Annotated in this window: 23 protein-coding genes; 2 read left to right on the forward strand and 21 right to left on the reverse strand. The window is 59.0% G+C overall.

What is annotated here, in order from left to right; translation table 11 throughout:
* Positions 1-27 precede the first annotated feature (27 nt).
* From GLS40_RS15690 to GLS40_RS15730, 9 genes are all read right to left on the reverse strand, one after another.
* Positions 28-837, reverse strand: a complete 810-nt coding sequence (locus tag GLS40_RS15690; RefSeq protein ID WP_160383641.1) for an enoyl-CoA hydratase/isomerase family protein — start codon at positions 835-837, stop codon at positions 28-30.
* Between the two features lie 28 nt (positions 838-865).
* Positions 866-2,017, reverse strand: a complete 1,152-nt coding sequence (locus GLS40_RS15695) for an acyl-CoA dehydrogenase family protein (protein ID WP_043753080.1) — start codon at positions 2,015-2,017, stop codon at positions 866-868.
* Positions 2,014-3,138 carry an acyl-CoA dehydrogenase family protein gene (locus GLS40_RS15700; protein WP_043753081.1) on the reverse strand — a complete coding sequence of 375 codons (1,125 nt, stop codon included), beginning with the start codon at positions 3,136-3,138 and terminating at the stop codon, positions 2,014-2,016. The genes GLS40_RS15695 and GLS40_RS15700 overlap by 4 nt, the downstream gene beginning before the upstream one ends.
* Complete coding sequence (locus GLS40_RS15705) at positions 3,125-3,574, reverse strand: MaoC family dehydratase (RefSeq protein ID WP_027264320.1); 450 nt, start codon at positions 3,572-3,574, stop codon at positions 3,125-3,127. Before GLS40_RS15705 ends, GLS40_RS15700 begins: the two co-directional genes overlap by 14 nt.
* Entirely contained in the window at positions 3,571-4,290 is a 720-nt protein-coding gene (locus tag GLS40_RS15710) for a transglutaminase-like domain-containing protein (RefSeq protein ID WP_028284916.1), read from the reverse strand. The genes GLS40_RS15705 and GLS40_RS15710 overlap by 4 nt, the downstream gene beginning before the upstream one ends.
* Before the next feature lie 63 nt (positions 4,291-4,353).
* Positions 4,354-5,490, reverse strand: a complete 1,137-nt coding sequence (locus GLS40_RS15715) for a CaiB/BaiF CoA transferase family protein (RefSeq protein ID WP_043753082.1) — start codon at positions 5,488-5,490, stop codon at positions 4,354-4,356.
* Positions 5,491-5,500: 10 nt separating this feature from the next.
* The gene (locus GLS40_RS15720; RefSeq protein ID WP_028284918.1) at positions 5,501-6,358 is read right to left on the reverse strand and encodes a MaoC/PaaZ C-terminal domain-containing protein; all 858 of its coding nucleotides are present in this window, start codon (positions 6,356-6,358) and stop codon (positions 5,501-5,503) included.
* 23 nt (positions 6,359-6,381) lie between these two features.
* Positions 6,382-7,533, reverse strand: coding sequence for a thiolase (locus tag GLS40_RS15725; RefSeq protein ID WP_043753083.1), 1,152 nt, complete (start codon positions 7,531-7,533; stop codon positions 6,382-6,384).
* Positions 7,534-7,536: 3 nt separating this feature from the next.
* Positions 7,537-7,914, reverse strand: a complete 378-nt coding sequence (locus tag GLS40_RS15730; RefSeq protein ID WP_043753084.1) for a Zn-ribbon domain-containing OB-fold protein — start codon at positions 7,912-7,914, stop codon at positions 7,537-7,539.
* Positions 7,915-8,018: 104 nt separating this feature from the next.
* Between GLS40_RS15730 and GLS40_RS15735 the strand changes: the two genes are divergently transcribed.
* Together GLS40_RS15735 and GLS40_RS15740 are read left to right on the forward strand one after the other, a co-directional pair.
* A complete protein-coding gene (locus tag GLS40_RS15735) occupies positions 8,019-9,164 on the forward strand; it encodes a CaiB/BaiF CoA transferase family protein (RefSeq protein WP_048534182.1) in 1,146 nt (381 codons plus the stop codon).
* Positions 9,165-9,194: 30 nt separating this feature from the next.
* Positions 9,195-10,361 carry a CaiB/BaiF CoA transferase family protein gene (locus GLS40_RS15740; RefSeq protein WP_043753088.1) on the forward strand — a complete coding sequence of 389 codons (1,167 nt, stop codon included), beginning with the start codon at positions 9,195-9,197 and terminating at the stop codon, positions 10,359-10,361.
* A 21-nt stretch (positions 10,362-10,382) separates the two neighbouring features.
* Here GLS40_RS15740 and GLS40_RS15745 read toward each other — a convergent pair whose 3' ends face one another.
* The 12 genes from GLS40_RS15745 to GLS40_RS15800 all read right to left on the reverse strand — a co-directional run bounded on the left by GLS40_RS15745 (position 10,383) and on the right by GLS40_RS15800 (position 23,247).
* Positions 10,383-11,540 carry an acyl-CoA dehydrogenase family protein gene (locus tag GLS40_RS15745; protein WP_081979662.1) on the reverse strand — a complete coding sequence of 386 codons (1,158 nt, stop codon included), beginning with the start codon at positions 11,538-11,540 and terminating at the stop codon, positions 10,383-10,385.
* Positions 11,541-11,746: 206 nt separating this feature from the next.
* Positions 11,747-12,673, reverse strand: coding sequence for an electron transfer flavoprotein subunit alpha/FixB family protein (locus tag GLS40_RS15750; protein WP_048534184.1), 927 nt, complete (start codon positions 12,671-12,673; stop codon positions 11,747-11,749).
* Complete coding sequence (locus tag GLS40_RS15755; protein ID WP_043753092.1) at positions 12,673-13,431, reverse strand: electron transfer flavoprotein subunit beta/FixA family protein; 759 nt, start codon at positions 13,429-13,431, stop codon at positions 12,673-12,675. Before GLS40_RS15755 ends, GLS40_RS15750 begins: the two co-directional genes overlap by 1 nt.
* A 42-nt stretch (positions 13,432-13,473) precedes the next feature.
* Positions 13,474-14,256 (reverse strand): enoyl-CoA hydratase/isomerase family protein, encoded by a 783-nt coding sequence (locus tag GLS40_RS15760; protein WP_160383642.1) that lies wholly within the window; start codon positions 14,254-14,256, stop codon positions 13,474-13,476.
* Positions 14,257-14,267: 11 nt separating this feature from the next.
* The gene (locus GLS40_RS15765) at positions 14,268-15,044 is read right to left on the reverse strand and encodes an enoyl-CoA hydratase/isomerase family protein (protein ID WP_028284927.1); all 777 of its coding nucleotides are present in this window, start codon (positions 15,042-15,044) and stop codon (positions 14,268-14,270) included.
* A 79-nt stretch (positions 15,045-15,123) separates the two neighbouring features.
* Positions 15,124-16,374 carry an ABC transporter substrate-binding protein gene (locus GLS40_RS15770; RefSeq protein WP_043753095.1) on the reverse strand — a complete coding sequence of 417 codons (1,251 nt, stop codon included), beginning with the start codon at positions 16,372-16,374 and terminating at the stop codon, positions 15,124-15,126.
* 97 nt (positions 16,375-16,471) lie between these two features.
* Complete coding sequence (locus tag GLS40_RS15775) at positions 16,472-17,710, reverse strand: ABC transporter substrate-binding protein (RefSeq protein WP_043753096.1); 1,239 nt, start codon at positions 17,708-17,710, stop codon at positions 16,472-16,474.
* A 33-nt stretch (positions 17,711-17,743) separates the two neighbouring features.
* Positions 17,744-18,553: an ABC transporter ATP-binding protein gene (locus GLS40_RS15780; RefSeq protein WP_160383647.1), complete on the reverse strand. Its 810-nt coding sequence runs from the start codon at positions 18,551-18,553 to the stop codon at positions 17,744-17,746.
* Between the two features lie 10 nt (positions 18,554-18,563).
* Entirely contained in the window at positions 18,564-19,637 is a 1,074-nt protein-coding gene (locus GLS40_RS15785; RefSeq protein ID WP_048534186.1) for a branched-chain amino acid ABC transporter permease, read from the reverse strand.
* 3 nt (positions 19,638-19,640) lie between these two features.
* Positions 19,641-20,528, reverse strand: coding sequence for a branched-chain amino acid ABC transporter permease (locus GLS40_RS15790; protein WP_043753101.1), 888 nt, complete (start codon positions 20,526-20,528; stop codon positions 19,641-19,643).
* Positions 20,529-22,448, reverse strand: coding sequence for an AMP-dependent synthetase/ligase (locus GLS40_RS15795; protein ID WP_048534188.1), 1,920 nt, complete (start codon positions 22,446-22,448; stop codon positions 20,529-20,531).
* Complete coding sequence (locus GLS40_RS15800) at positions 22,441-23,247, reverse strand: ABC transporter ATP-binding protein (protein ID WP_043753103.1); 807 nt, start codon at positions 23,245-23,247, stop codon at positions 22,441-22,443. The genes GLS40_RS15795 and GLS40_RS15800 overlap by 8 nt, the downstream gene beginning before the upstream one ends.
* Positions 23,248-23,260 lie beyond the last annotated feature (13 nt).

The following is a 23,260-nucleotide window of genomic DNA, read 5'->3' on the forward strand; positions in this document are numbered from 1 at the left end:
TTCCATGCCTCCTCGTCCAATCGGGCGTTAAATCGGGCAGTCCTTGCGGAAGTTCGGCGTGCGCTTCTCGCGGTGCGACAACACACCCTCCTTGACGTCCTCGCTCATGAAGCCAAGCATCTCCAGCGCGGTCGACGCATCAAAGATCGGCCCGGCCTGGCGCAGCCAGTTGTTCAGCGAATACTTGGTCCAGCGGATCGCGCTTTGCGAGCCGTTGGCCAGTTCGACAGCCGTGTCCAAAGCGATCTGCTGAAGCTCGTCATCCTCGACGCACATTGACACCAGACCGATACGCTCGGCCTCTTCGCCCGACACCGGCTTGCAGGTCATCAGATAGTATTTCGCCTTGGCCATCGAGGTCAGCAGCGGCCAGATGATCGCCGCGACGTCACCGGCGGCAACACCAAGGCGGGGATGACCATCGACAATCTTGGCCTTCTTTCCGGCGATCGAGATATCGGCCAGAATGGCAACCACAAGGCCCGCGCCGGCCGCAGGGCCATTGATCGCGGAAATGATCGGCTTGTTGCAGTTGATGATGTTATAGACGAGATCCTTGGCTTCTTTCCACGTCTTCATGATCTCGTGCGAATTGCCAATCATGTTTTCGATCAGGCTGAAATCACCGCCGGCGGAAAACGCCTTGCCCGCGCCGGTCACGATGACCGCGTTAATGTCGGGGTCGCGGTCGATGTCGATCCACATGTCGGTCATCTGGGTGTGGGTTTCCGCATCCACGGAATTGAAGGTCTCGGGCCGGTCGAAGGTGATGCGCAGCACGCGATCCGCCGGGTAGTCAAAATTCAGTTTGTCGTATTTTGCATAACGATCCGACATAGTTCTATTTCCTCCGTGGGGTATTGAATTAACCAGGCAGCCCGAGGACCGCCTTGGACAGGATGTTTCTCTGGATTTCGTTCGATCCACCGTAGATCGTGGTGGGTCTGGCCTTGTAGAAGCTGGCCAGAACATCGACATTTATGTTGCCGACCTGAAGCGGCCCGATGGAGCCGCCATCGGGGCCGGCTGCTTCGATCATCAGCTCGGTGATGCGCTGGAAGCATTCAGTCACCCAAATCTTCAGCATGGAGACATCCGCACCCAGCGTCTCGCCACGTTTGAGCTGATCTGCAAAACGGGCATAAAGTGCGGCATGATCTTCCACATCCAGTGCCGCCTGGGCAAAACGGTCGCGGAACACCGGATCGTCAAACGCGCCACGGCCACGGGCAAAGCTCTCCAATTGCCCCAGCGCGTTCTGGGCCAGACTGGGCGAGCCGATGAAGATACGCTCGAAGCTCAAAAGAGCCTTGGCCATCGTCCAGCCCTTGTTCAACTCACCGACAAGGTTTTCGCGGGGCGTCCGGGCATCGTCAAAGAAAACTTCGCAGAACTCGGTTTCACCCGAAAGGGTGGTGATCGTGCGGACCTCGACACCGGGCTGATCCATCGGGGCCAGAACGAAACTGATGCCCTGTTGTTTTTTCGGCGCTTCCGGATCGGTGCGCACCAGCATGAAGATATGCGTGGCGTCATGCGCCATCGTGGTCCAGATCTTCTGTCCGTTGATGACAAAGTCGTCGCCATCAATATCCGCGCGTGTGCGCAGGTTCGCCAGATCGGACCCGGCGCCGGGTTCCGAGTATCCCTGACACCAGATGTCTTCGCAGGTCAGGATACGCGGCAGCCAGTAATCTTTCTGTTCCTGGGTGCCGAATTTGATGATCAGCGGCCCGACCATCTGCACGCCCATGTCGCGGCCGCGATTGACGCCCCAGCGCTGCTGCTCTTCGTAAAAGATCAGCAACTTGGCGGCGTTCAGCCCCATACCGCCGAATTCAGCGGGCCAGGCTGGCGCGACCCAGCCCTTGGCGTGAAGCTTGCGGTGCCAATGTTCGATCTCGGCGAACTTCGGTCGGTGCGGCAGGTGACGCAGCTCCTCGGGATATTCCGCCTCGAAGAACTGGCGCACTTCTTTGCGGAACTCTGCATCGGTCATAGCGTTCCAGTCGGTCATTGTGCTGCCCCCTCTGCTTCGCGTGTCTCGAACCATATCCGCCTGTGATAGGCATCGTCGCCCAACCAGGCCGACAGCACCAGCGCCCGGTTCAGGTAGAGCCCGATATCGAACTCATCCGTGTACCCGACGGCCCCGTGCAGCTGGATGGCGTCGCGGGTGATTTTCTTGGCGGCCGTGACGGCGCGCGCTTTGGCGCGGCTGGCAATCGGGGCCCGAACCTTCGGATCGGTTTCGCTATCCATCTGCGCAAGCGCCTCCCGCACTCCGGCCTGCGCGACCTCGCACATCACGTTGAGGTCGACGGCACGGTGCTGGATGACCTGGAATGATCCGATCGGCTTGTCGAACTGCTCCCGCGTCTTGATGTAGTCGAGCGTGATCTCGAAGGCGCGCTCGCTCAGGCCGACAAGCTCGGCCGCGGCAAGCGCCGTTGCATCGGCGACAGCCTCGGCCAGTGCAGTGAGAACTGCACCGCTGCTGGCCAATTCCGCGGCCGGAGTTCCCGAAAACGAAAGCTCGCCCAGAGAGCTGCCATCCGCCTGCGTCCGCTTGTCGATGACAAGCCCCTGCGCGTCTGCCTCAGCCAGAACCAGAACCGGACCATCATCCTGTTCGGCCACGACAAGGAACCCGTGCGAACCGATCGCACCGACGACCCAGGCCTTGCCACCGGTCAGCTTTCCGTCCGCGTATCGGCAGGTCGCATCGGCAGGCGCCCCGTCGGGGCCGCGTTCCTGCCAGGCAACCGCCAATGAAATTTCGCCGCCGATGAGCTGTGCCATCTTCGGATGATCCGGACAAAGGCGGCGCAGAAGGCCGAGGCTCAGACCGATCGTCGACACGACCGGTTCCGGGGCAATCACACGGCCGACTTCCTCGGCGATGACACCCCCGGCGGCTAGGCCCATGCCAAGCCCGCCCTGATCTTCGGGCACCGCCACGCCGAAAACACCGGCCTCGGCCAGTTCCCGGACCATCTCCGGATCGAAACCGCCCCCGGCATCACGGAGTTGTCGGGCTCTGTCACTTCCGCCCGCCCGTTCAAACAACGTGCGCACGCTCTCGCGCAACAGGCGAAGGTCTTCTTGTTCGCTGGAAAGGATATCAGTTTGTGTCATTTTGTTTTCGCTGGATCATCACGGGGGTGTCGGTCGAAAAAACGACCTCGCCCTCGGGGTTTTTGGCGCTGAGCGTATAGTGCAAAACACCTCTGTCGGGCTTGCTTTTTGACGGTGTGACCGAGTTGACCGTCAGTTCGACATCAAGGGGTTCGTTCGGGTGCACAGGCCGCAGCCAGCGCAAATTGTCAAAGCCCATGCCGCCGATATTGGCAACATCGACCATCATCTCGGTCATGACCGGCTTGAACACCTCAAGCATGGTCTGAAAGCCCGAGGCGATCAGGCTGCCATGTATGGCGGTTGCATAGTCTTCATCGGTGTGCAGCCGCTGCGGATCCCATTCCTTGGCAAAGGCCTTTATTGAATCCGCGCTCATCGGAGCGCTGCGAAAGCGATAGACTTGGCCCGGCGAGAAGTCTTCCAGATACCTCAAGAGGCACCCTCCTTTGCGAAACCGTCATCGTATCCGCTCGCATCCTTGGATATCCGGATGCGGTTGAATTCTTCCAGCTTCGGATAGGTTTCCTTGAACGCCACCAGGAACTCACCCATCGGCGCGTCGAAATAGAGACCACGGTCGTTCACATATTCCATGTGCCGGTGATTCTGTTCGTCGAACTCATGAAAGAGCGCGTCGTGATAGCCGTCGAAGACCAGGGGTTTGACCCCGAATCTTTCACACAGTTCCATGTTGAATGCAGGTGTCACCTTGTAGGCCTCATTCCCCAACCACAGCTGAACATAGCCGTGGTAGATAAAGAGATCGGTCCCCATCAACTCCTGCAACTTGGGTGTATTCAGGTGGTTGCGCACATCCGCGAACCCCAGAGCGGCGGGGATACCCACAGCACGCAAACAAGCCGCCAGAAGAATTGCCTTGGGAACGCAAAACGCCGCTTCCGCCCCAGCGATACGGCTGGCACGGTAAGAGTCCTCATCCAGCGCAAAACAATAGGGATCATAGCGAATATCGTCGCGCACCGCTTCGAATAGGCGGATCGCCTTGTCGCGATTGGTTGCGCCCACAGGGAGATCACGCAAAGCCGATGTCACGAAACCCTGCACTTCCAAGCTATCGCTTTCCACAAAGCGCGATGGCATGACATAACGCTCAGCTTCAGTCGGCAGGTCATCGTCAGACTTGTCCATTGGCCCCTCCCTTTTTCTAACAAATGTTAGATTACCGATTCAAAACCTGCCCGTCAACGGGATTTACTCTGTCTTTGGTTGGTCCACGCCATAACGCGTATTGTCTTCGCCCAGAGTGGCTGCAACTCCGACCGAATTTCCGGAAGAACGGAACTCCGGCGCAATTGGCAGCGGCAAAGCAGGCGCGTCCCGGCCGGAGATTTTTACGGTCCGCCCGAACACGTCACGCGCTTTGAAATGCGGGTCATGTGCCGCCTCGGCGGGCGTTTTCATGACCGAACAGCAGCAATCTGCCGCTGCCAGCAAAGCCTCCCAATGGGTCGAGGGATGTTCCCTCAGACGACGTGCAACCTCCGCGGCACAGGCATTTGGATCGGACCAATCATCGCGAAGGGCCACCGGCAAACCAATGACATCGCAGAACAACTGCCAAAACTTTTCTTCCAACGCGCCGACGGCGATCTGACGCCCATCCGCAGCCGAATAAAGCCGATACCGGGCCAGGCCACCCGTCAGACGGCTGCCACCGCTTTCGATGTTCTGCCCGGCAATCACACCTTCGGCATGGGCCCAATAGGCAAAGGCGAACGCCCCCTCGGCCATTGCGATATCCAGATGCGTCCCCTGCCCGCTTGCCTGGCGCGCAATCAGGGCCAGCAGGATATTCATCACCGCAGGATAGGTTCCGCCTCCGATATCGGCGACCAGCCCGAACGGGGCCGTTGGCTGGTCATCCGGTCCGCGACTGAGCGACAGGATACCCGCATCACCGACGTAGTTGAGATCGTGGCCGGCGGCGCTGGCCTTTGGTCCGGTCTGGCCATAGCCGGTGATCGAACAATAGATGAGACCGGGATTGATCTTTCGCACCGCTTCATAACCAAGCCCCAGCCGGTCCATCACGCCGGGACGGAACTGCTCTACCAGAACATCGGCCCTCTCGATCAAGGGGCGCAGACGTTCCACTGCGCCCCTTGACTTGAGGTCGATGGCCACCGATCGCTTGCCGTGGTTCAACACGGCAAATCCGATGCTCTCTCCGTCGATCTTGGGCTCGGTTTGGCGCGCGTCCTCGCCGACTCCGGGACGCTCGAACTTGATCACTTCGGCGCCAGCCTCGGACAGCATGAGCGTCGCCATCGGACCGGGAAGAAGTGTGCTGAAATCCAGCACCAGGATATCCTTGAGCGGTTGAGCCATCTTCACTGCCTCAGGCGAAGCGCGCCGCGCCGTTGTTCAGAACAACCACGTCGCGTGCCGGAATAGATGCTCGAAACCGGGCCTCGCCGTCCTCTTCCCAGATTTCGAACCGCACGGTTTCGCCGGGATAGACCGGCGCCGAGAACCGAACATCCAGACCGACAAGCCGGGCAGAATCATAGTCCAGCAACGTCTTGAGAATCGCCCGGGCCGCCAGCCCATAGGTCGCCAGACCATGCAGGATCGGGCGGTCGAACCCGACAGAACGGGCAACATCCGGGTCAGCATGAAGCGGATTGAAATCACCGCTGAGACGATAAATAAGGGCTTGGCGCGGCAGGGTATCGATATCACATATATGATCAGGCGCCCGATCAGGCAGCACTGCGGGTGCCGGACCCGCCTGGTTTTCACCGCCAAACCCCCCATCACCGCGACAGAAAGCCGACATCGCCACGCGCGCTAGTTTTTCGCCGCTGTCCGCGTCGATAATATCGCGGCTTTGGTAAATGACGGCTCCCTTGCCCTCGCCCTTGTCGGCGATGAAATCGATCTTGCTACGGCCGACAAGCCGGGCATGTGTCGGCAGCGGCTTGTAGATGTCGAGCCACTGTTCGCCGTGCAGCACTTTCTGCCAGTTTACGCCGGTCTTGGGATCGCGCAGCCAGAAGCCGGGATACCCCAAAATAACCGCCATCGAGGGAACTGCCTTGAGCCCGTCCTCATAGACATAGGCCAGCTCCTTTTTGTCGGTCGGATCCTCACCGAACCCAAGGCCGAGTGCATACAGGATGGTATCCCGCTCGGTTAGCGTCTGTTCGATTTCCTCAAAGTCCCAGTTCGACAGTGCATCGAAATCCAATGGCATTTGCTTTCCTCCCTTAGTTGCCGTCAGAGCGTGTTTTGAGATCCAAGTATGGCCGTGACCTGACTGGACAGCACACCGCCGTTGCCATGCGCCAGCGCCAGATCAATATCCTTCAACTGAATGCCTGGCGCGTCGCCACGGATCTGGCGGGCAGCCTCGATCACTGTGAAGATGCCGTACATCCCGGGGTGCACACAGGACAGGCCGCCGCCATTCGTGTTCACCGGCAAGACGCCGCCAGGCGCGATGCGTCCGCCCTCGACAAAGGCCCCTCCCTCGCCCTTGGCGCAGAACCCCAGATCTTCAAGAAACAGGATGGTATTGATGGTGAAGGCATCATAAAGCTCGACCGCCTGGATGTCCGCAGGGGTCACGCCGGCCGCCGCAAAAGCGCGCGCGCCCGAGGCGCGGGCGGCGGTCACGGTGAAATCCTTCATTTGCGAAATCTGCCGGTGCGAGCTTTCCGCAGCACTGCCCAGCACATAGACAGGCGCCTTCGGGAAATCCCGGGCGCGGTCCGCGTGGACCATAACGATCGCGCCGCCACCGTCGGTGACAAGACAACAGTCGCGCACGGTCAATGGATCGCCCACCATGCGCGCACCCAGCACGTCCTCGCGGGTCAGCGGGCCGCGCTCGAACGCTTCGGGGTTGCGCTGCGCCCAGGCCCGCGCGGCAACGGCCACGTCGGCCAGCTGTTCGCGGGTGGTGCCGTATTCATGCATGTGCCGCGCCGCGGCCATCGCGTAGGCCGAGATCGGATAGCGCGGATTATACGGCGCCTCGTAGGCCGGCGGACGTGAAGCGGTCACCAGTCTGCCCGATGCGGTGCGCTGGTTGGAGCCATAAACAATCAGCGCGACATCACACAGACCGGCATCAAGGGCCATGGTCGCGGACGTCAGGTAGTTTACGAAGGACGAACCGCCCGACATTGTGCCATCAATGAAACGGGGCTGGATGCCCAGATACTCCGCCGCCATAAGCGCCGGCATGCTGTCTTCCATCATGGTGCAAAACAGCCCGTCGACGTCGGACAGGTTCAGCCCGGCATCGCCAAGCGCCGCAAGCGCGGATTGCGCCATGACATCATAGGCCGTCAGGCCATGGGCTTCTCCGAAACCGGCATGACCGGTTCCCACGATGGCGGATTTTCCCCGAAGTTCAGTGGTCATGGCCTATCCCTCCGACGGTTTGAAAAGCACGGCCGGAACACCCTCAGCCTCGCCCACGAATGCGGTTACAGGCATGTCGATGACGACCTCACCTGGGGCAATGCCCTCGACCCGGCTCATCATCCGGACACCCTCGTCCAGCTCGACGACGCATACGTTGTAGTCGCCGCCCCGTTCGGGCTTTCGGCGCACGACTGTTGTGGTGTGGACCCGTCCCTTGCCGCCTGCCTGCTTCCACGAAATCGCGGCGCCATGACAATGGGGACACAGGACTCGCGGGAAAAAGTGATAGGCCCCGCAGTCGTCGCACTTGGGCAGCAGGATCTCTCCCTCTGCCAGCGCGCGCTGGAAAAACTGGTCTGGTCCTATGGCGTCCTGCACCGGCGTTCTCCTTCAAGCGATCCAGTCTTTGTCTAATCGTATTGATTATGTTTCTAACAATTGTTAGATTTAGTCAACCTTTTAGGATCAATTGAGAGAAACTCATGCCAGGTTCAGACTTAGCCCCCCTTTCCGGCAAACTCGTCGTTGCGTTGGAACAGGCAGTCGCCGCGCCTTTTTGCTCCTCGCGGCTGGCCGATGCCGGCGCGCGCGTGATCAAGATCGAACGCAAGGGAGCCGGCGATTTCGCCCGCGCCTACGATACCGCCGCCAACGGCGAAAGCGCCTATTTCACATGGCTGAACCGAGGCAAAGAAGCGGTCGCCTTGGACATTAAAGCCGACGAAGACCGTGAAATCCTGCTCAGGATGCTGGAAAACGCGGATGTGTTTGTTCAGAACCTGCTGCCGGGCGCGCTGGCCAAGCTCGGGCTCGATTCCGCAAGTCTGCGAGAGAGATTCCCGCGCCTCGTGACCTGCGACATCACCGGATACGGCGAAGACGGCCCGATGCGCAACGCCAAGGCCTATGACCTTCTGGTGCAATGCGAGAGCGGTCTGGCATCAGTGACCGGTACTGCGGACGGACCGGGACGGGTGGGCGTATCGGTCTGCGATATCGCCACAGGTATGACAGCCCATGCCGGAATCTGCGAAGCGCTTGTCGGGCGTGATCGCACCGGCAAGGGCAGCGGCGTTTCCGTGGCAATGTTTGATGTGATGGCCGACTGGATGTCGGTTCCGCTGCTGTATCACGATTACCTTGGCAAGCCGACACCGCGTGTCGGGCTGAACCACACGGTCATCTGCCCTTACGGGGCCTATGAATGCAAGGACGGTCAGCTTGTCGTCATTACCGTTCAGCACAGCGGCGAATGGCAACGGTTCTGTGAACACATACTGGGCGATGCGGCTTTGGCAACCGACCCCCGGTTCCATGACAACACGTCGCGAATTGAAAACAAACCCGCGCTCGAAGTTCTCATCAAGGCCGTGTTCGCCTCGCATGACCGCGCCGAGATGCTGAAGCGGCTTGACGCTGCGGGCATTGCCTCGGGCGCGGTGAACGACGTGGCGACCCTGTCCGGTCACCCCCAGCTTGACCGGTCCGTAATTCGCACGCCTTCCGGTGAAATCAACGTCCCGACCCCCCCGATCCGGCGCAGCCTCGGCGAAACGGCACTGGGCCCCTGCCCGGCCTTCGATGCGCAAGGCAAGGCCCTTCGCGCCGAGTTCGGCCGTTGTTCATAAAAAACGGTAGGCAGCTAAGTGGACAATCAAATGACCGATGAGAACAATCAGGCGATCCTTCAAGACGTGAAGATCGTCGATCTGACTTCTGTAGTTTTCGGACCTTTGGCGACGCAGATGCTGGGCGATCTGGGGGCCGATGTGATCAAGGTGGAAGGCCCCGAGGGCGATCTTCTTCGCCAGGTCCAGCCATCGCGCAACAAGCTGATGGGTGCCGCTTTTCTGGGGGCCAACCGTAACAAGCGCAGTGTCGTACTCGACCTCAAAACACAAACCGGTCTCGATCAGTTGCGCAAACTGCTCATCGATGCCGATGTGATGATTTCGAGCATCCGGCCTGCGGCGCTTGCCAGATTGTCTTTGGAACCCGAAACCCTGCGCCAGGAAAACCCGAACCTGATCACGGTATCCGCCACCGGTTTCGGACAGGACGGGCCCTATGCCGCCAAGCCAGCATTCGACGATTCCGTCCAGTCGGTGTCGGGATTGGCCAGCCTGGCAACCTTGCGCGACCCCGAGGCACCGCCCGCTTATGCCCCGACAATTCTGGCCGACAAGCTTGGCGGGGTCACCGCCGCCTATGCCGTGATGGGCGCCCTGTTCCACCGCGAGCGTACGGGACAGGCCCAGCATGTCGAAGTTCCGATGTTTGAGACGCTGGCCGCCTTCCTGCTGGCCGAACATATGGATGGCGCCACCTTCGAGGAGGCTCCGCAGGATTTCGGCTATGCCCGCATGCTGGTTCCGCACCGGCGTCCGGTTCAGACCGCAGATGGCTACATCACAATTTTGCCTTACACCAACGTACAATGGGCACGGTTTTTCAAGACGGTTGGGCGCAATGACATGATCGACCATGTCTGGGTCACGGACATGGACGCCCGTAGCCGCAACATCGGCGCAGTATACGATATGGTGGCGCACATTGCGCTGACCCGGACCACAGATGAGTGGCTTGACCTCATGGAGCAGGCCGACATACCCGCCATGCCAGTGCGCAACCTGTCAGATTTGCCGAACGATCCCCATCTTGCCGCAACCGGGTTCTTTCAACGGATTGATCACCCGACCGAAGGTGCGATCTGGACGACACGCCCGCCGGTTCGCTTTTCGGCGACCCCTGCGCGACATGATCATCGCCCGGCCCCGCGACTTGGGGAACACAGCGACGAAATTCTGGGGCCGGGCAGGGAGTAGCCCCACCCGGCACCGGACGGATCAAACATCCATCGAGCGTGCGATCAGTTCCTTCATGATCTCGTTGGTGCCGCCATAGATCATCTGGACCCTGCTGTCGGCATAAAGTCGCGCGATGGGGTATTCCATCATGAAACCGTAACCGCCGTGCAGTTGCAGGCATTCATGCATGACCTCGTTCTGCGTCTGGCTGCCCCACCATTTCGCCATCGAAGCCGTGGCCGCATCAAGTTCGCCCGCTTCAAGACGCGCGAGCCCGTCATTTACGAAGGAACGTAGCAATTCGGCCTTGGTTTTGCATTCCGCCAGTTTGAAGCGTGTATTCTGGAAGTCCATGATCCGGCTTCCAAATGCCTTGCGGTCCTGAACATATTTCACCGTTTCATCGATCGCAAAATCAATAAAACCGAGCGCGGTAATGCCGATCATCAGCCGCTCCCAAGGCAGCTGCTTCATCAGCTGGTAGAACCCCTGCCCCTCTTCCGGACCAAGCAGGTTCGCCGTGGGCACGCGCACATCCTCGAAGAACAGCTCAGCAGTATCCGAACCTTTCATACCCAGTTTCTTCAGGTTCCGTCCCCGGCGAAAGCCCTCGGCGCCCTCGGTTTCCAGAACGATCAACGAAACGCCCTTGGCGCCGGCGTTGCGATCGGTCTTTGCCACGATAACAACGAGATCCGCCGTGTGCCCGTTTGTGATAAAGATCTTCGAACCGTTGATCTTGTAGTGGTTGCCATCCTTTTCCGCATAGGTTTGTACGTTCTGGAGGTCAGAGCCCGTTCCAGGCTCGGTCATGGCAATCGCCGCAACGCTGTCGCCGCTGACCAGTTTCGGCAACCACTTTTTCTTCTGTTCCTCACTGCCATATGCGTTGAGATAATGGATTACGATGGACTGAATCCCATAGCCCCAACCCGTATCACCGGTGCGCCCCTGCTCGTAGACGGTAATCGCGTCGAACCCGATGCCGCCACCGAACCCACCATATTCTTCGGCAATCGAGCCACCCATGACACCCTGCTGACCGACTGTTTTCCAGAAGTCGCGGTCAACAATTCCCTGCTCCGCCCATTTTTCAATCTTCGGAGCCATCTCTGCATCGAAGAGCCTGCGTGTACTATCGGCGAACATCTTGTGTTCATCCACTGCCCAACTCGGGGAGTTCTTGATCAGAGACATGTTTTATTCCTATCGGTTCATGCTTGCATTGAAGAAATCTAACAAGCGTTTTATTTCCTGGCAATGAACCCGAGGCGTTCTGACGGGGCGTCACAAGGCTTCGGACCGTGCGCATCCGGATTTATCCAATCACGCGCCGCCCATTCGGCTCGTACAAAAAGGCCCGCCAAAACAGGCGGGCCTTTTTGTAATTTTTTCGCAATGACTTACAGCCTGTCGGTCAGTTCGGGCACGGCGTCGAACAGGTCGGCAACCAGACCGTAATCGGCAACCTGGAAGATCGGGGCTTCTTCGTCCTTGTTGATCGCGACGATGATCTTGCTGTCCTTCATGCCGGCCAGGTGTTGGATCGCACCCGAGATGCCAACGGCGATATACAGGTCAGGCGCGACCACCTTGCCGGTCTGGCCAACCTGCCAGTCGTTCGGTGCAAAGCCCGAGTCGACGGCGGCGCGGGATGCGCCAACGGCGGCGCCCAGCTTGTCGGCCAGTTTCTCGATCAGGGCAAAGTTCTCTTCGGAGCCGACGCCGCGCCCACCGGACACGACCACACCGGCCGAGGTCAGTTCGGGACGATCCGATGCGGCGACCTTGTCTTCGACCCATTCCGACAGGCCGGGGTTGTCCCCGGCACCGATGCTTTCGACCGAGGCAGACCCGCCTTCGCCAGCGGCATCAAAGGTCGAGGTGCGGAAGGTGATGACCTTTTTCGCATCCGACGATTTGACGGTTTGAATCGCGTTCCCGGCATAGATCGGGCGCTCGAACGTTTTGCCATCGATAACGCCGGACACGTCCGACAGGACCATCACGTCCAGCAGCGCGGCAACGCGCGGCATGACGTTCTTGGCGTCCGTGGTGGCCGGGGCGACGATATGTTCATAGTCACCGGCCAGCGATGCGATCAGCGCGGCGGTCGGTTCGGCCAGGCGGTGACCCAGCGATGCGTCTTCGGCGACCAGAACCTTGGTCACGCCGTCGATCTTGGCGGCGGCGTCGCCTGCGGCAGCAGCAGAGGCGCCCGCGCACAGAACGGTCACATCGCCCAGGGCCTTGGCCGCGGTCACGGCCTTGGCGGTTGCGTCGATTGCCAGTTCACCATCGGAGACTTCTGCGAGAAGAAGAACAGCCATTATACAGCCCCCGCTTCTTTGAGTTTTGCGACCAGCTCGTCCACCGAGCCGACCATGATACCGGCCGCGCGTGCCGCGGGCTCGGAGGTTTTGACGATTTCCAGACGCGGCGTGGCATCAACGCCGTAATCATCGGCGGTTTTCTCATCCAGCGGCTTTTTCTTGGCCTTCATGATGTTGGGCAGCGACGCATAGCGCGGCTCGTTCAGGCGCAGGTCCACGGTGACGATCGCGGGCATCTTGACCTTGATGGTCTGCAGGCCGCCGTCAACTTCGCGGGTCACGACGGCACTGTCACCGTCGATGTCCAGTTCCGAGGCAAAGGTACCCTGCGACCAGCCCAGCAGGGCCGACAGCATCTGGCCGGTGGCGTTCATGTCGTTGTCAATGGCCTGTTTGCCCGCCAGAACCAGACCGGGCCGCTCTTCCTCGACGATCTTGGCGAGGATTTTGGCAACGGCCAAGGGTTCGATGTCGGTGTGCACGTCATCGGCAGCGACAACCAAGATCGCGCGGTCTGCACCCATGGCCAGGGCGGTGCGCAGGGTTTCCTGGGCCTGTTTCACGCCGATCGAGACCGCAACGACCTCCTCGGCCTTACCGGCTTCCTTCAGGCGGATGGCTTCTTCGACAGCGATTTCGTCAAAGGGGTTCATCGACATTTTAACGTTGGCCAGATCGACACCGCTTCCGTCCGCTTTGACACGAACCTTCACGTTGTAGTCGATCACGCGTTTCACAGGCACGAGTACCTTCATTGGCGTGGTCTCCTTGAGTTTTGCGATAAGGTTTCAACCGAGCTAACGGTCTTTGAATTCTGGAGTTCTTTTTTCCGAAAACGCTTTCATGGCCTCGGGAAAGTCATGCGCGCACAGCAAAACGCTTTGGGCATCGCGCTCGATATCCAGCGCCTCGAGATAGCTGCACTCGGCTGCGGCGCGCATCACACGCTTGGCGGTCTGAACGCCAAACATCGGGTGCGTTGCAATCTCGCGGGCAATTTCCAGCGCCCGTACCTCGACCTGGTTGGCCGGCACGCATTCTTCGACAACGCGCAGGTCCCTGGCGGTGCGCCCGTCGATTTCACGGCCCGTGAGCACAAGCATCCGGGCAACGCCCGCACCGGCGCGCTGCTGAAGCAGCCAGCTTGATCCCGTGTCGGGACAACCGCCGACGCGTGCAAATACTTCGCACAGCCGGGCATCTTCGGCGGCAACGACAATGTCCGCCGACAAGGCCAGGCTGAGGCCCGCGCCAAAAGCCACGCCGCATACCGCGGAAATCAGAGGTTTGCGAAACAGATAGGCCGCGCGTCCGCCATCGTGAACCAGGTCCACCATTTCCGACGTCGCCCGCGCGCCTTTGGCGATCTCGGACTGAAACCCGACAAGATCGCCGCCGCTGCTGAAATGATTGCCACCGGTCATAACAACGACACGGATCTTAGCGTCCCGTTCGGCTTCGCGCAGAAGCGCCACCAGTTCTTCGACGAACCCGATGCTGTAAGGGTTGCGTTTTGTCGGCTGAAGAAAACGCAGGATTCCGACAGGGCCTTCCCTGTCCAGGCGAATAAGCTTAGTCATTCAAGTCTCCATCAGGTCCCGGTCCAGACGGGTGCTCGCTTTTCAGCAAAGGCCTTTGGGCCTTCAATCGCGTCGTTGCTGGCGTAAACCACCTCGTGAAGGCGCTTGCCCTCTTTCAGGCCACCCGCACAGCCCAGGTCCATGGTCGCGCGAACGCCGCCTTTCGCGGCAACAACCGACAGCGGGGCCGCGCTGGCAATGCGTTTGGCAAGGTCAAATGCCCTTGCGCGGACAGCATCGGGAGTGTCTTCGATATAGTTGGTGAACCCGTATTCGTGCAGGCGCTCGATCGGCATCAAGTCGCCGGTCAGAACGATTTCCATAAGGATGGGCTGCGGTAGCATGGACAGTGCCGGCGATGCCCAGGGCGATCCACGACCGATCTTTACTTCGGTGATACCGACCTTGGTCCCCTTGAGACCGACCCGCAGATCGCAATTCAAGGTCAGCATCATGCCGCCCGCCATCAGCGACCCTGTCATCGCCGCGATGATCGGTTTCTTGCAGGCGCGCATGGTCTCGTGAAACGGGTCGCGCATCTTGGTCAGAATATCGACACCCTCGTCGCGTGCGATTTGTGTGGCTTCCTTCAGATCCAGTCCGGCGCTGAAAACGCCGCAATCGGCAGAAGTCAGAATGGCCACACGAACGCTGTCATCCGCCTCGATCTTCTCCCAAGCGTCGGTCAGCCCGTTCGTCGCCGCCACGGAAAGCGCGTTTTTACGTTCGGGCCGGTTGATACAGACGGTCGCAATTCCGTCTTCGATCTTCACGTCAATGGGGCTCATGATACCTGCTTCGCTTTCTCGGGACAATCTAACTGCGGAAAGCTTCCCCGCGACATGTCTGCCGCGGGGAAGCTCTGTCTTATTCGACGGTGAACGTCGCGGAGCTGTGCTTGATGACATCCCAAACAACGTCAAGATAGTCGGCGCTCCAGTCGGTCAGCGGAACCCAGGTTTCGCCATTCCACTGCTCGACCCGGGTCTTGCCGCCACCACCGTGGTCTTTGTCGGTCACTGTAACCGGGGCCATGATGCCGTTTCCATCGAAGTTCTCGATCGATTCATAGGCATTCTTCATGCTTTCCGGTGTGATCGGCCAACCGTTTTCAGTAATTGCGATCCGCGCGGCTTCGAAACCGGCCGAGTAGATCGCCATGCCCGTGTTGTAGTACACGTCGCGCACCAGGCTCTCGGGACCGCTGCCCTTGCCATTGGCATAGTAGGTGTCCAGCATCGTCTTGACGATCGGAACTTCCTGGCCACCGGCCACGTTGGTCCCGCGCAGGATGCCTTTCGCCTCTTGTGCGCCGATATTGGCGATATCGACTTCGTTCAGCCAGTTCACCGACAGATATCGGTCGATCGGGAAACGGTTGCGGCGCATTTCCTTCGAGGCGACCACATGCCCGCCCGCCAGCAGCCAGCTGATCACGTAGTCAGGCTTGTCGCGGCGGATTTTGCTCCATGCGCCGGCCTGATCCGACCCGGGAAGCGGTACGGGATACAGCTCCAACTCGAACCCTTCCTTTTCGGAAAGCGTTTTCAGGATCTCGATCGGTTCCTGGCCAAAGGGATAATCCAGATAGATGAACCCGATCTTCGCCTTGCTCAAGTCACCGCCCATCTGACCCTTGATGAAGGCAACGTCATTTGCCGCCTGCTGCCAGTACGTCGGACCGACCGGGAAAACCCATTCGAACACTTCGCCGTCCACCGCGTCACCGCGGCCAACGAAAGACTGCATCAGTACGTTACCGTCCTTCATGGCACGCGGCAAAACCGCGTTCGTGACCGGCGTGGACAGAAAGTTGAACAGGAACACGCCTTCGCGCTTGAGCTGCTCGTAGCATTCCACACCGCGCTGCGGTTCGTTGCCGTGATCGCGAATGATGACTTCAACCGGATGACCTTCGATACCGCCATTTTCGTTGGTGTACATCGCCAGGTCCTGCGCGGCCTGGGCCACCTGCGGTGAAATGAACGTGTAGGATTTACTAAGGTCGAAGCAGAGTCCGAAGCGGATAGGCTCCTTGTCCTGCGCTGAGGCAACAGTCGCGCTTGCTGCCAGTGCAGTAGCAACGGCCACTGCCTTAATGTGCTGTTTGACTTTCATGTTATCTCTCTCCCGTTGGTTTAGTGTAGGGCGGTGATACCGTTTCGTAAGCGCCACTGCCGCCCCGCGTAGCGTCACACTTCCTGCAATCAGTCATTCACTGCTCGTATTTCGCGGAACTCTCTTTAACCACACCCCACACAACGTCCGTGTACTCAGAGATCCAGTCGGTTTGCGGCACCCAAGTCTCTCCGTCCCACATTTCGATACGGGTCTTGCCCCCGCCGCCATGATCTTCGGCCGTCACCGTAATGGGGGCCATCAGCCCGTTCGCGTCATAGCCCTCAAGCGACTCCAGTCCGGCCTTGTAGGATGTCGGAGTGATCGGCAGCCCCTCGGCTTCCGCCGCCTTGCGCGCGGCTTCGAACATGATAGAATACATGGCCAGCCCGGTGTTGTAGAAAACGTCCTGCGTCTTCTCGATCGGGCCGGATCCCTCGCCCTTGTCATAAAGCTCGGCCATGATTTCCTGATACAGGGCAATATCCTGACCGCCCACGACATTGGTCCCGCGCTTGATACCTTTGGCGGCCTCTTTACCGATGTTGGCGATATCGACTTCGTTCAGCCAGTTGACCGAGATGTATTTGTCCATCGGAATGCGATTGCGCTTCATCTCTTTCGAGGCAACCACATGGGCACCGCCCAGCATCCAGACGATCACATGATCGGGCTTGTCGCGGCGCACCTTGGACCACACGCCGGCCTGGTCGCTGCCAGGCAGTGGCACGGGGTACAGTTCAAGCTCGAAACCCTCTTTCTCGGACAGGGTTTCCAGGATCTCGATCGGCTCCTGCCCGAAGGGATAATCGAAGTAAACAAACCCGACCTTCACATCTGACAGATCGCCGTCATTCAATTGCTTGATGTAGGCGACATCGTTGGCGGCCTGTCCCCAATAGGTCGGCCCGATCGGATAGACCCAATCGAAGACGGTGCCATCAACGGCATCGCCGCGCCCGACAAGAGACTGCATCAGGATACGCCCGTCTTCCATGGCCCGCGGCAGGATAGCCAGAGACACCGGAGTGGACAGGGTATCGAAAACAAAGACGCCCTCGCGGCTGAGTTTCGAGTAGCACTCGATTCCGCGCTGCGGTTCGTTCCCGTGGTCACGCACGATGACTTCGACCGGTTCCCCACCGATGCCGCCCTTCATGTTGATGAGCTTGGCAAGGTCCATCGCGGCCTGCGAAACCTGCGGCGTGGCAAAGGTATAGGCTTTGCTGAGATCGTAGCAGATGCCGATCTTGAATGGCTCGGCCAGCGCCTGGGTGCCAAACATTGCTCCGCCGAACATTGATAATACGGCCAACGCTTTGGTAAGTTTCTTCATTTGTTCCTCCCTGAACAGCTTCTGATTAGTACCTCAACTCAACCAACGTTTGCGTCGGCTGTAGTGTTTGACGTTGTGAAAATCGGTCTCTCCGCCGCCTAGATAGAACTCCTGAATGTCGGAGTTAGATTTGAGCGCCTCGGCGGTGCCGTGCATAACAACGCGGCCGTTTTCGATAAGGTACCCTTGCGAAACGATTTCCAGAGCCGCCAAGGCGTTCTGTTCCACCAGCAGGACGGACAGGCCCTCATCCTTATTGATCTTTTGTAGGATGCCGAAGATTTCCTCGACCAGGAACGGAGCAAGCCCGAGACTTGGTTCATCAAGCATCAACAGCCTCGGCTGGGTCACGAGGGCCCGCCCAATGGCAAGCATCTGTTGCTCACCACCCGACAAATAGCCTGCTTGCGAATTTTTGCGTTCGGCAAGCCGCGGAAAATATCCGTAGATCTTTTCCTTTTCCGCATTCAGCGTTGATCGGGACATTCCGCGTGGCGCGGCGGCGGTCAGGTTCTCGTCGGGGGTCAGGTGTTCGAAGACCCGCCGCCCTTCGATGACATGACAGATGCCCATCTCTACGCGTTTTTGCGCGAGCGCTTCGGTAATGTCCGTTCCCTGGAACGTTATCTCACCTCGGCTGATGCGTCCGCGCTCGGCTTTCAAAAGACCGCTGATCGCTTTCAACGTGGTGCTTTTTCCCGCTCCGTTAGAACCCAAAAGTGCGATCATCTCGCCCTTTGGAACCTGAACCGAAACACCTTTGATCGCCAGCATTACATTGTCGTACAGCACCTCGACACTGTTCATGGACAGAATGTTCTGGGCTTCAACTTTTTCTTGCATCGGCATTCCCCTATTTCTTGAACTGATCGAAGGGCCAGACCATCAGATAGTCTCTGATGTTGCCGTAGAGTTTTCCCAAACCGAGTGGTTCGATCAGAAGGATAATGACGATCAGTGCGCCATAGACTGCGTTCGGGATGTGAGCGAGTGTTTCAACATCGATCTGCGTGCCAAGCCCGTCACTCAACGTGACGACGAGACCGTTCACGATACCCGGAACAAGAAGGATCAGGGCAACACCGAAATAGGAACCGATAATGCTGCCAAGGCCGCCAACAATCACCATCGCAAGAACCTGGATCGAAACGGCAACCGAGAATTGCTCGGGTGCGGCGAGAAAGAAAAAGGTGGCAACAAGCAACGCACCGCTGACGCCTGCGATGAACGAAGAAGTCGCGAATGCGAGGATTTTGTAGTAGAAACTGTTCACACCCAGGATCGCGGCCGCAAAGTCTTTTTCCCGGACAGCGACCAAGGCGCGACCGAGTCCAGTCCGCTTTAGATTAAGCATGAAGATCGTCACCAACACACACCAGCCGAAGGCGACATAGTAGAAGCCAGTATCAGTGGTAATCTCTTGCCCGAGCAGCGCCAATGTCGGTGACTGGAGCGACGCGTGTGAGCCCCCCGAGATCGCCGGAGAGTGGGTCAGAACCCAGTCCATCACGAATTGCATAGCGAGAGTAGTGAGAGCGAGATAGAGGCCCTTGACCCGCAAAGCGGCAAAAGCGAACAGGCTGCCGATCACGGATGACGTCAATCCGCCGATGATAAGGGCGAATTCCCACGGCACCCCGAAACGCGCGGCATGGATCGACGAATACGCTCCGACGGCCATGACTGCAGCATAACCCAAGTGAAGTTGGCCTGCCCAACCTGTCACCAGATTCAATCCAAGCGCGGCGGCCGTCCAGATCAGCCAAGGAAGCATGTAGCTGTTCAGATAAAGCGACGGGATGATGAATGGTGCGGCAAGGCCAATCAAGAAGATGAATGCTGTCAGATTCCGGTCAGCAGGCACCTTGAAGATTCGGCTGTCCGAAACGTAGTTGGCGTGATGGACGCCAGAAAGTCTGTAAAACATGCCTTACACCCTTTCGATGTCGTGACGACCGAACAGCCCGTGCGGACGGATCATGACGGTAAGAATGAGCACGGCAGCGACGATAAGCTCACGGCTTCCGCCTCCGACAAGCGGATCGAGGAAATCAGCGCCAACGTTTTCGACGACGCCCAGGATGATGCCTGCGATCACGGCGCCAAGGATACTGTCGAGACCACCGAGAACGGCAACCGTCAGACCTTTGAGAAGCAACAGCGACAGCGCCTGATCGACACCCTGAATCTCGCCCCAGATAACGCCAGCGGCGACGGCAACAACGGATGCCAATGCCCAGGACAACCCAACGCCGCGCTCAACCGCGATACCGACCGACCACGAAGCCATGTAATCATCCGCGATCGCCCGCAACTTGATCCCGGTCCGGGTTCGGAAAAACAGCATGAATGCGACAAACAAGGCGAGCGCAACACCGGCACCAACCAGATGGATGCGGCTGATGAAGATGTCGCCCAGGAACAGCGGATCATAGCTGACGCCCAGTTCCATCGAACGCGACGTCCCGCCCCAGATCGCAAGCGTTGTACCCCGCAGAAAAATGTCGAGGCCGAGTGTCAGCATCAAGATCATGACAACCGGCCGACCTGCGAGACGGCGCAGGGCAACACGCTCAATGCCGAACCCAAGGCCGAACATGACAACCGCAGCCAGAGGGATGGCCAGCCACAAGGGTAAACCCACGTCGCGTGCCAGCGCCAGGACCACATAGGCCCCGACCATGGTCAACCCGCCCTGCGCCAGATTGGGCACCGAAGATGCCTTGTAAATCAGCACGAGGCCGATGGCGAATAGCGAGTACAGCAGACCCGTCAAGGCTCCGTTGATCGCAAGCTCTGATAGAAAGACCCAGTCCATTTATACCTCCCTGATGGGAAGGCTTCTTTCGACCTTCCCTACTTCCCCGGTCTCGTAAGTCACCTGCGCGCTTACATGGACCTCTTTTGAACCGTCGTAGAGCGCCGCGATCACGTCAGCATAGCGTTCCTGAACGACCTTCCTCCGCAGTTTTCGGGTTCGCGTGATTTCACCATCGTCCGGGTCGAATTCTTTCGGCAGACTGACAAAGCGTTGCAGGCGCAATGGTTCGGTGACGGCCTTGTTGACCCGTTGGAAGGCCTCGCGAAGCAACGTCGCGACCTCTTCACGCTGAGAAAGATCGGCATATGACACGTAAGGTACGCCGTTCACTTCGGCCCAGTGCCCCACGGCCTCGAAATCCACGCAGACCATCGCCGTCAGTTCCTTCAGCCCGGCGCCAATCACGGCCGCATCCTTGATATACGGGCTGAATTTCAACCGGTTCTCGATGTAGTTTGGAACGTAACGTTCACCGTCGGCGGTGTGCATGACCTCGGATACACGCCCCAGAACAACCAGGTGTCCGTCGTCCTCCAGATAGCCGGCATCACCTGTATGCAGCCACCCGCCGTCAAGGGCTTCGGCGGTCGCTTCGGGTTTGTTGAAGTACCCTTCAAACACGCTGTCCGAGCGCACCAGGATCTCACCGTCTTCGGCAATGCTGACCTCGACGCCAGGCGCGGGTTTGCCAACCGTATGAAGACGGACCTCGCCCGGAGCCTGAATCGCGTTGATCGCGCTGTTCTCGGTCTGGCCGTAGAGCTGACGCAACTTGATCCCCAGGGCGCGGTAGAACACAAAGGTGTCTTCCCCGATCGCTTCACCGCCGGTGAACGCATTCTTGAGGCGGCTCATCCCGAACTGGTCCTTGATCGGACCGAAAACAATCGCCTCGCCCAGAAGCCGGCCCAATGGCTCAAGAACACCGCCGCTTTTGCCATTCAGCTTGCGCGTTTCCGCCGCGATGGCCCGATCCATGAAAAAATGGTACAGCCATTTCTTTAAAGGGGTCGAATTTTCGATACCAACCTGGATTGTCGTCAGCATCTGGTCCCAGCTTCTTGGCGCCGCCAGATAGAATGTCGGAGCGATCTCGCGCATGTCGCGCACGACCGTTTCCTGGCGCTCAGGCACATTCACGGTGAAACGCCAAAGGAGTGCCGCGGCAACGGTTATGGCGTAGTCTCCCACCCAGGCCATCGGCAAGTACGCGAGGATCTCCTCATTTTCGTCGAAGGCACCCGCCGCATGTCCATTCCGAGCAGCAGCAAGAACGTTCTTCTGACTCAGTACGATGCCCTTCGGCGCGCCCGTCGTTCCGGAGGAGTGCAGAAAAATGGCCGGATCTTCCGGCTTCGCACGACTAAGCAGTTCCTCACGCAGGCCCGGGGTTTCGTTCAGATCGTGCTGACCAACTTCGATCAGGTGATCCCAGGACAACAGCCCTTCAACCTCGTAGAAGCCAAGACCGCGCGCTTCATCATAAATGATGTGGTCGATGCCCTCGGCGCCCGCGTCCTTCAGTTCCAGGATCTTGTCAACCTGTTCCTGATCTTCGGCGATGGCCGCGACGATTTCGACTTCGCCAAGAAAGTGCCGGAGTTCTTCGAGCGTCGCGCCGGGATAGGCAGGCATTGCATAGGCACCCAGCAACGAAATAGCCAGCATTCCGCCATACAGCCGCGCCCGGTTGTCGCCCAGGATAAGCACCGCCTTGCCCGGTGTTACGCCGATTTTCTCAAGCCCGGCCGCGCAGGCCAGCACCTCTTCGGCGTATTCCGCCCATGTGGTTTCCTTCCAGATCCCACGCTCTTTTTCGCGAAGCGCGATTTCCGAACCGTGTTTCGAGGCGTTCCGCGCCAGAATTGCGCCGATCGTGTCGCCGCCCGAAGACTGTTTCTTCGTCAAATCAGTCATGCGACCCTCCGATATATGCCTCGATGACCCGCGGGTCCTTCACAACCTCCTTGGGGATGCCACTTGCGATCATTTCACCATAATTCAGGGCCAGCATCCGATCACAAATGCCGGTGATGACATCCATATGGTGTTCGATCAGCAGAACGCTGACGCCGCGTTCGGCACGGGCATCCAGAATGAAACGGGACATATACCCTTTCTCTTCCTGGTTCATGCCGGCCATCGGTTCATCGAGAATCAGCATCTGTGGCTCGGCCACCAATGCCCGCGCCAGCTCGACCCGTTTTTTCAACCCGATCGGAAGGCCATCGACCAACTCATGCCGGATGCTCTCGAGTTGTAGAAACTCGATCACCTCTTCGACGATCTTGCGGTTTTCGATTTCTTCACGCTGTGCTGCCCACCAGTAAAGCGCGGTGCGCAGAACGCCCGGTTTCATGTGGATGTGCCGCCCCAGCAGGATGTTGTCCAGAACGCTCATCCCGTTGAACAAGGCAAGATTCTGGAACGTCCGGGCGACGCCGAGCTTGGCAACCTTGTGAGGTGCCGTACCCGTGATTTCCTTTCCTGCCAACCGGACAGTCCCCACATTCGGTGGGTAGAACCCGGTAATTGCGTTCGTCAGTGTTGTCTTGCCGCTGCCGTTCGGGCCGACAAGTCCAAAGATTTCCCCCTGCCGAATGACGAGGTCCACACCGGTGACAGCGACGATGCCGCCGAACCGTCGCTCGACCCCGCTGCACTCCAGTATCGCCCCATCATCGGCTCCGATTGCTGTTTTAATCCTTGTCGTCATCTAGATATCATTG

The organism is Pseudooceanicola pacificus (assembly GCF_009789075.1).
Lineage (GTDB): Bacteria > Pseudomonadota > Alphaproteobacteria > Rhodobacterales > Rhodobacteraceae > Pseudooceanicola > Pseudooceanicola pacificus.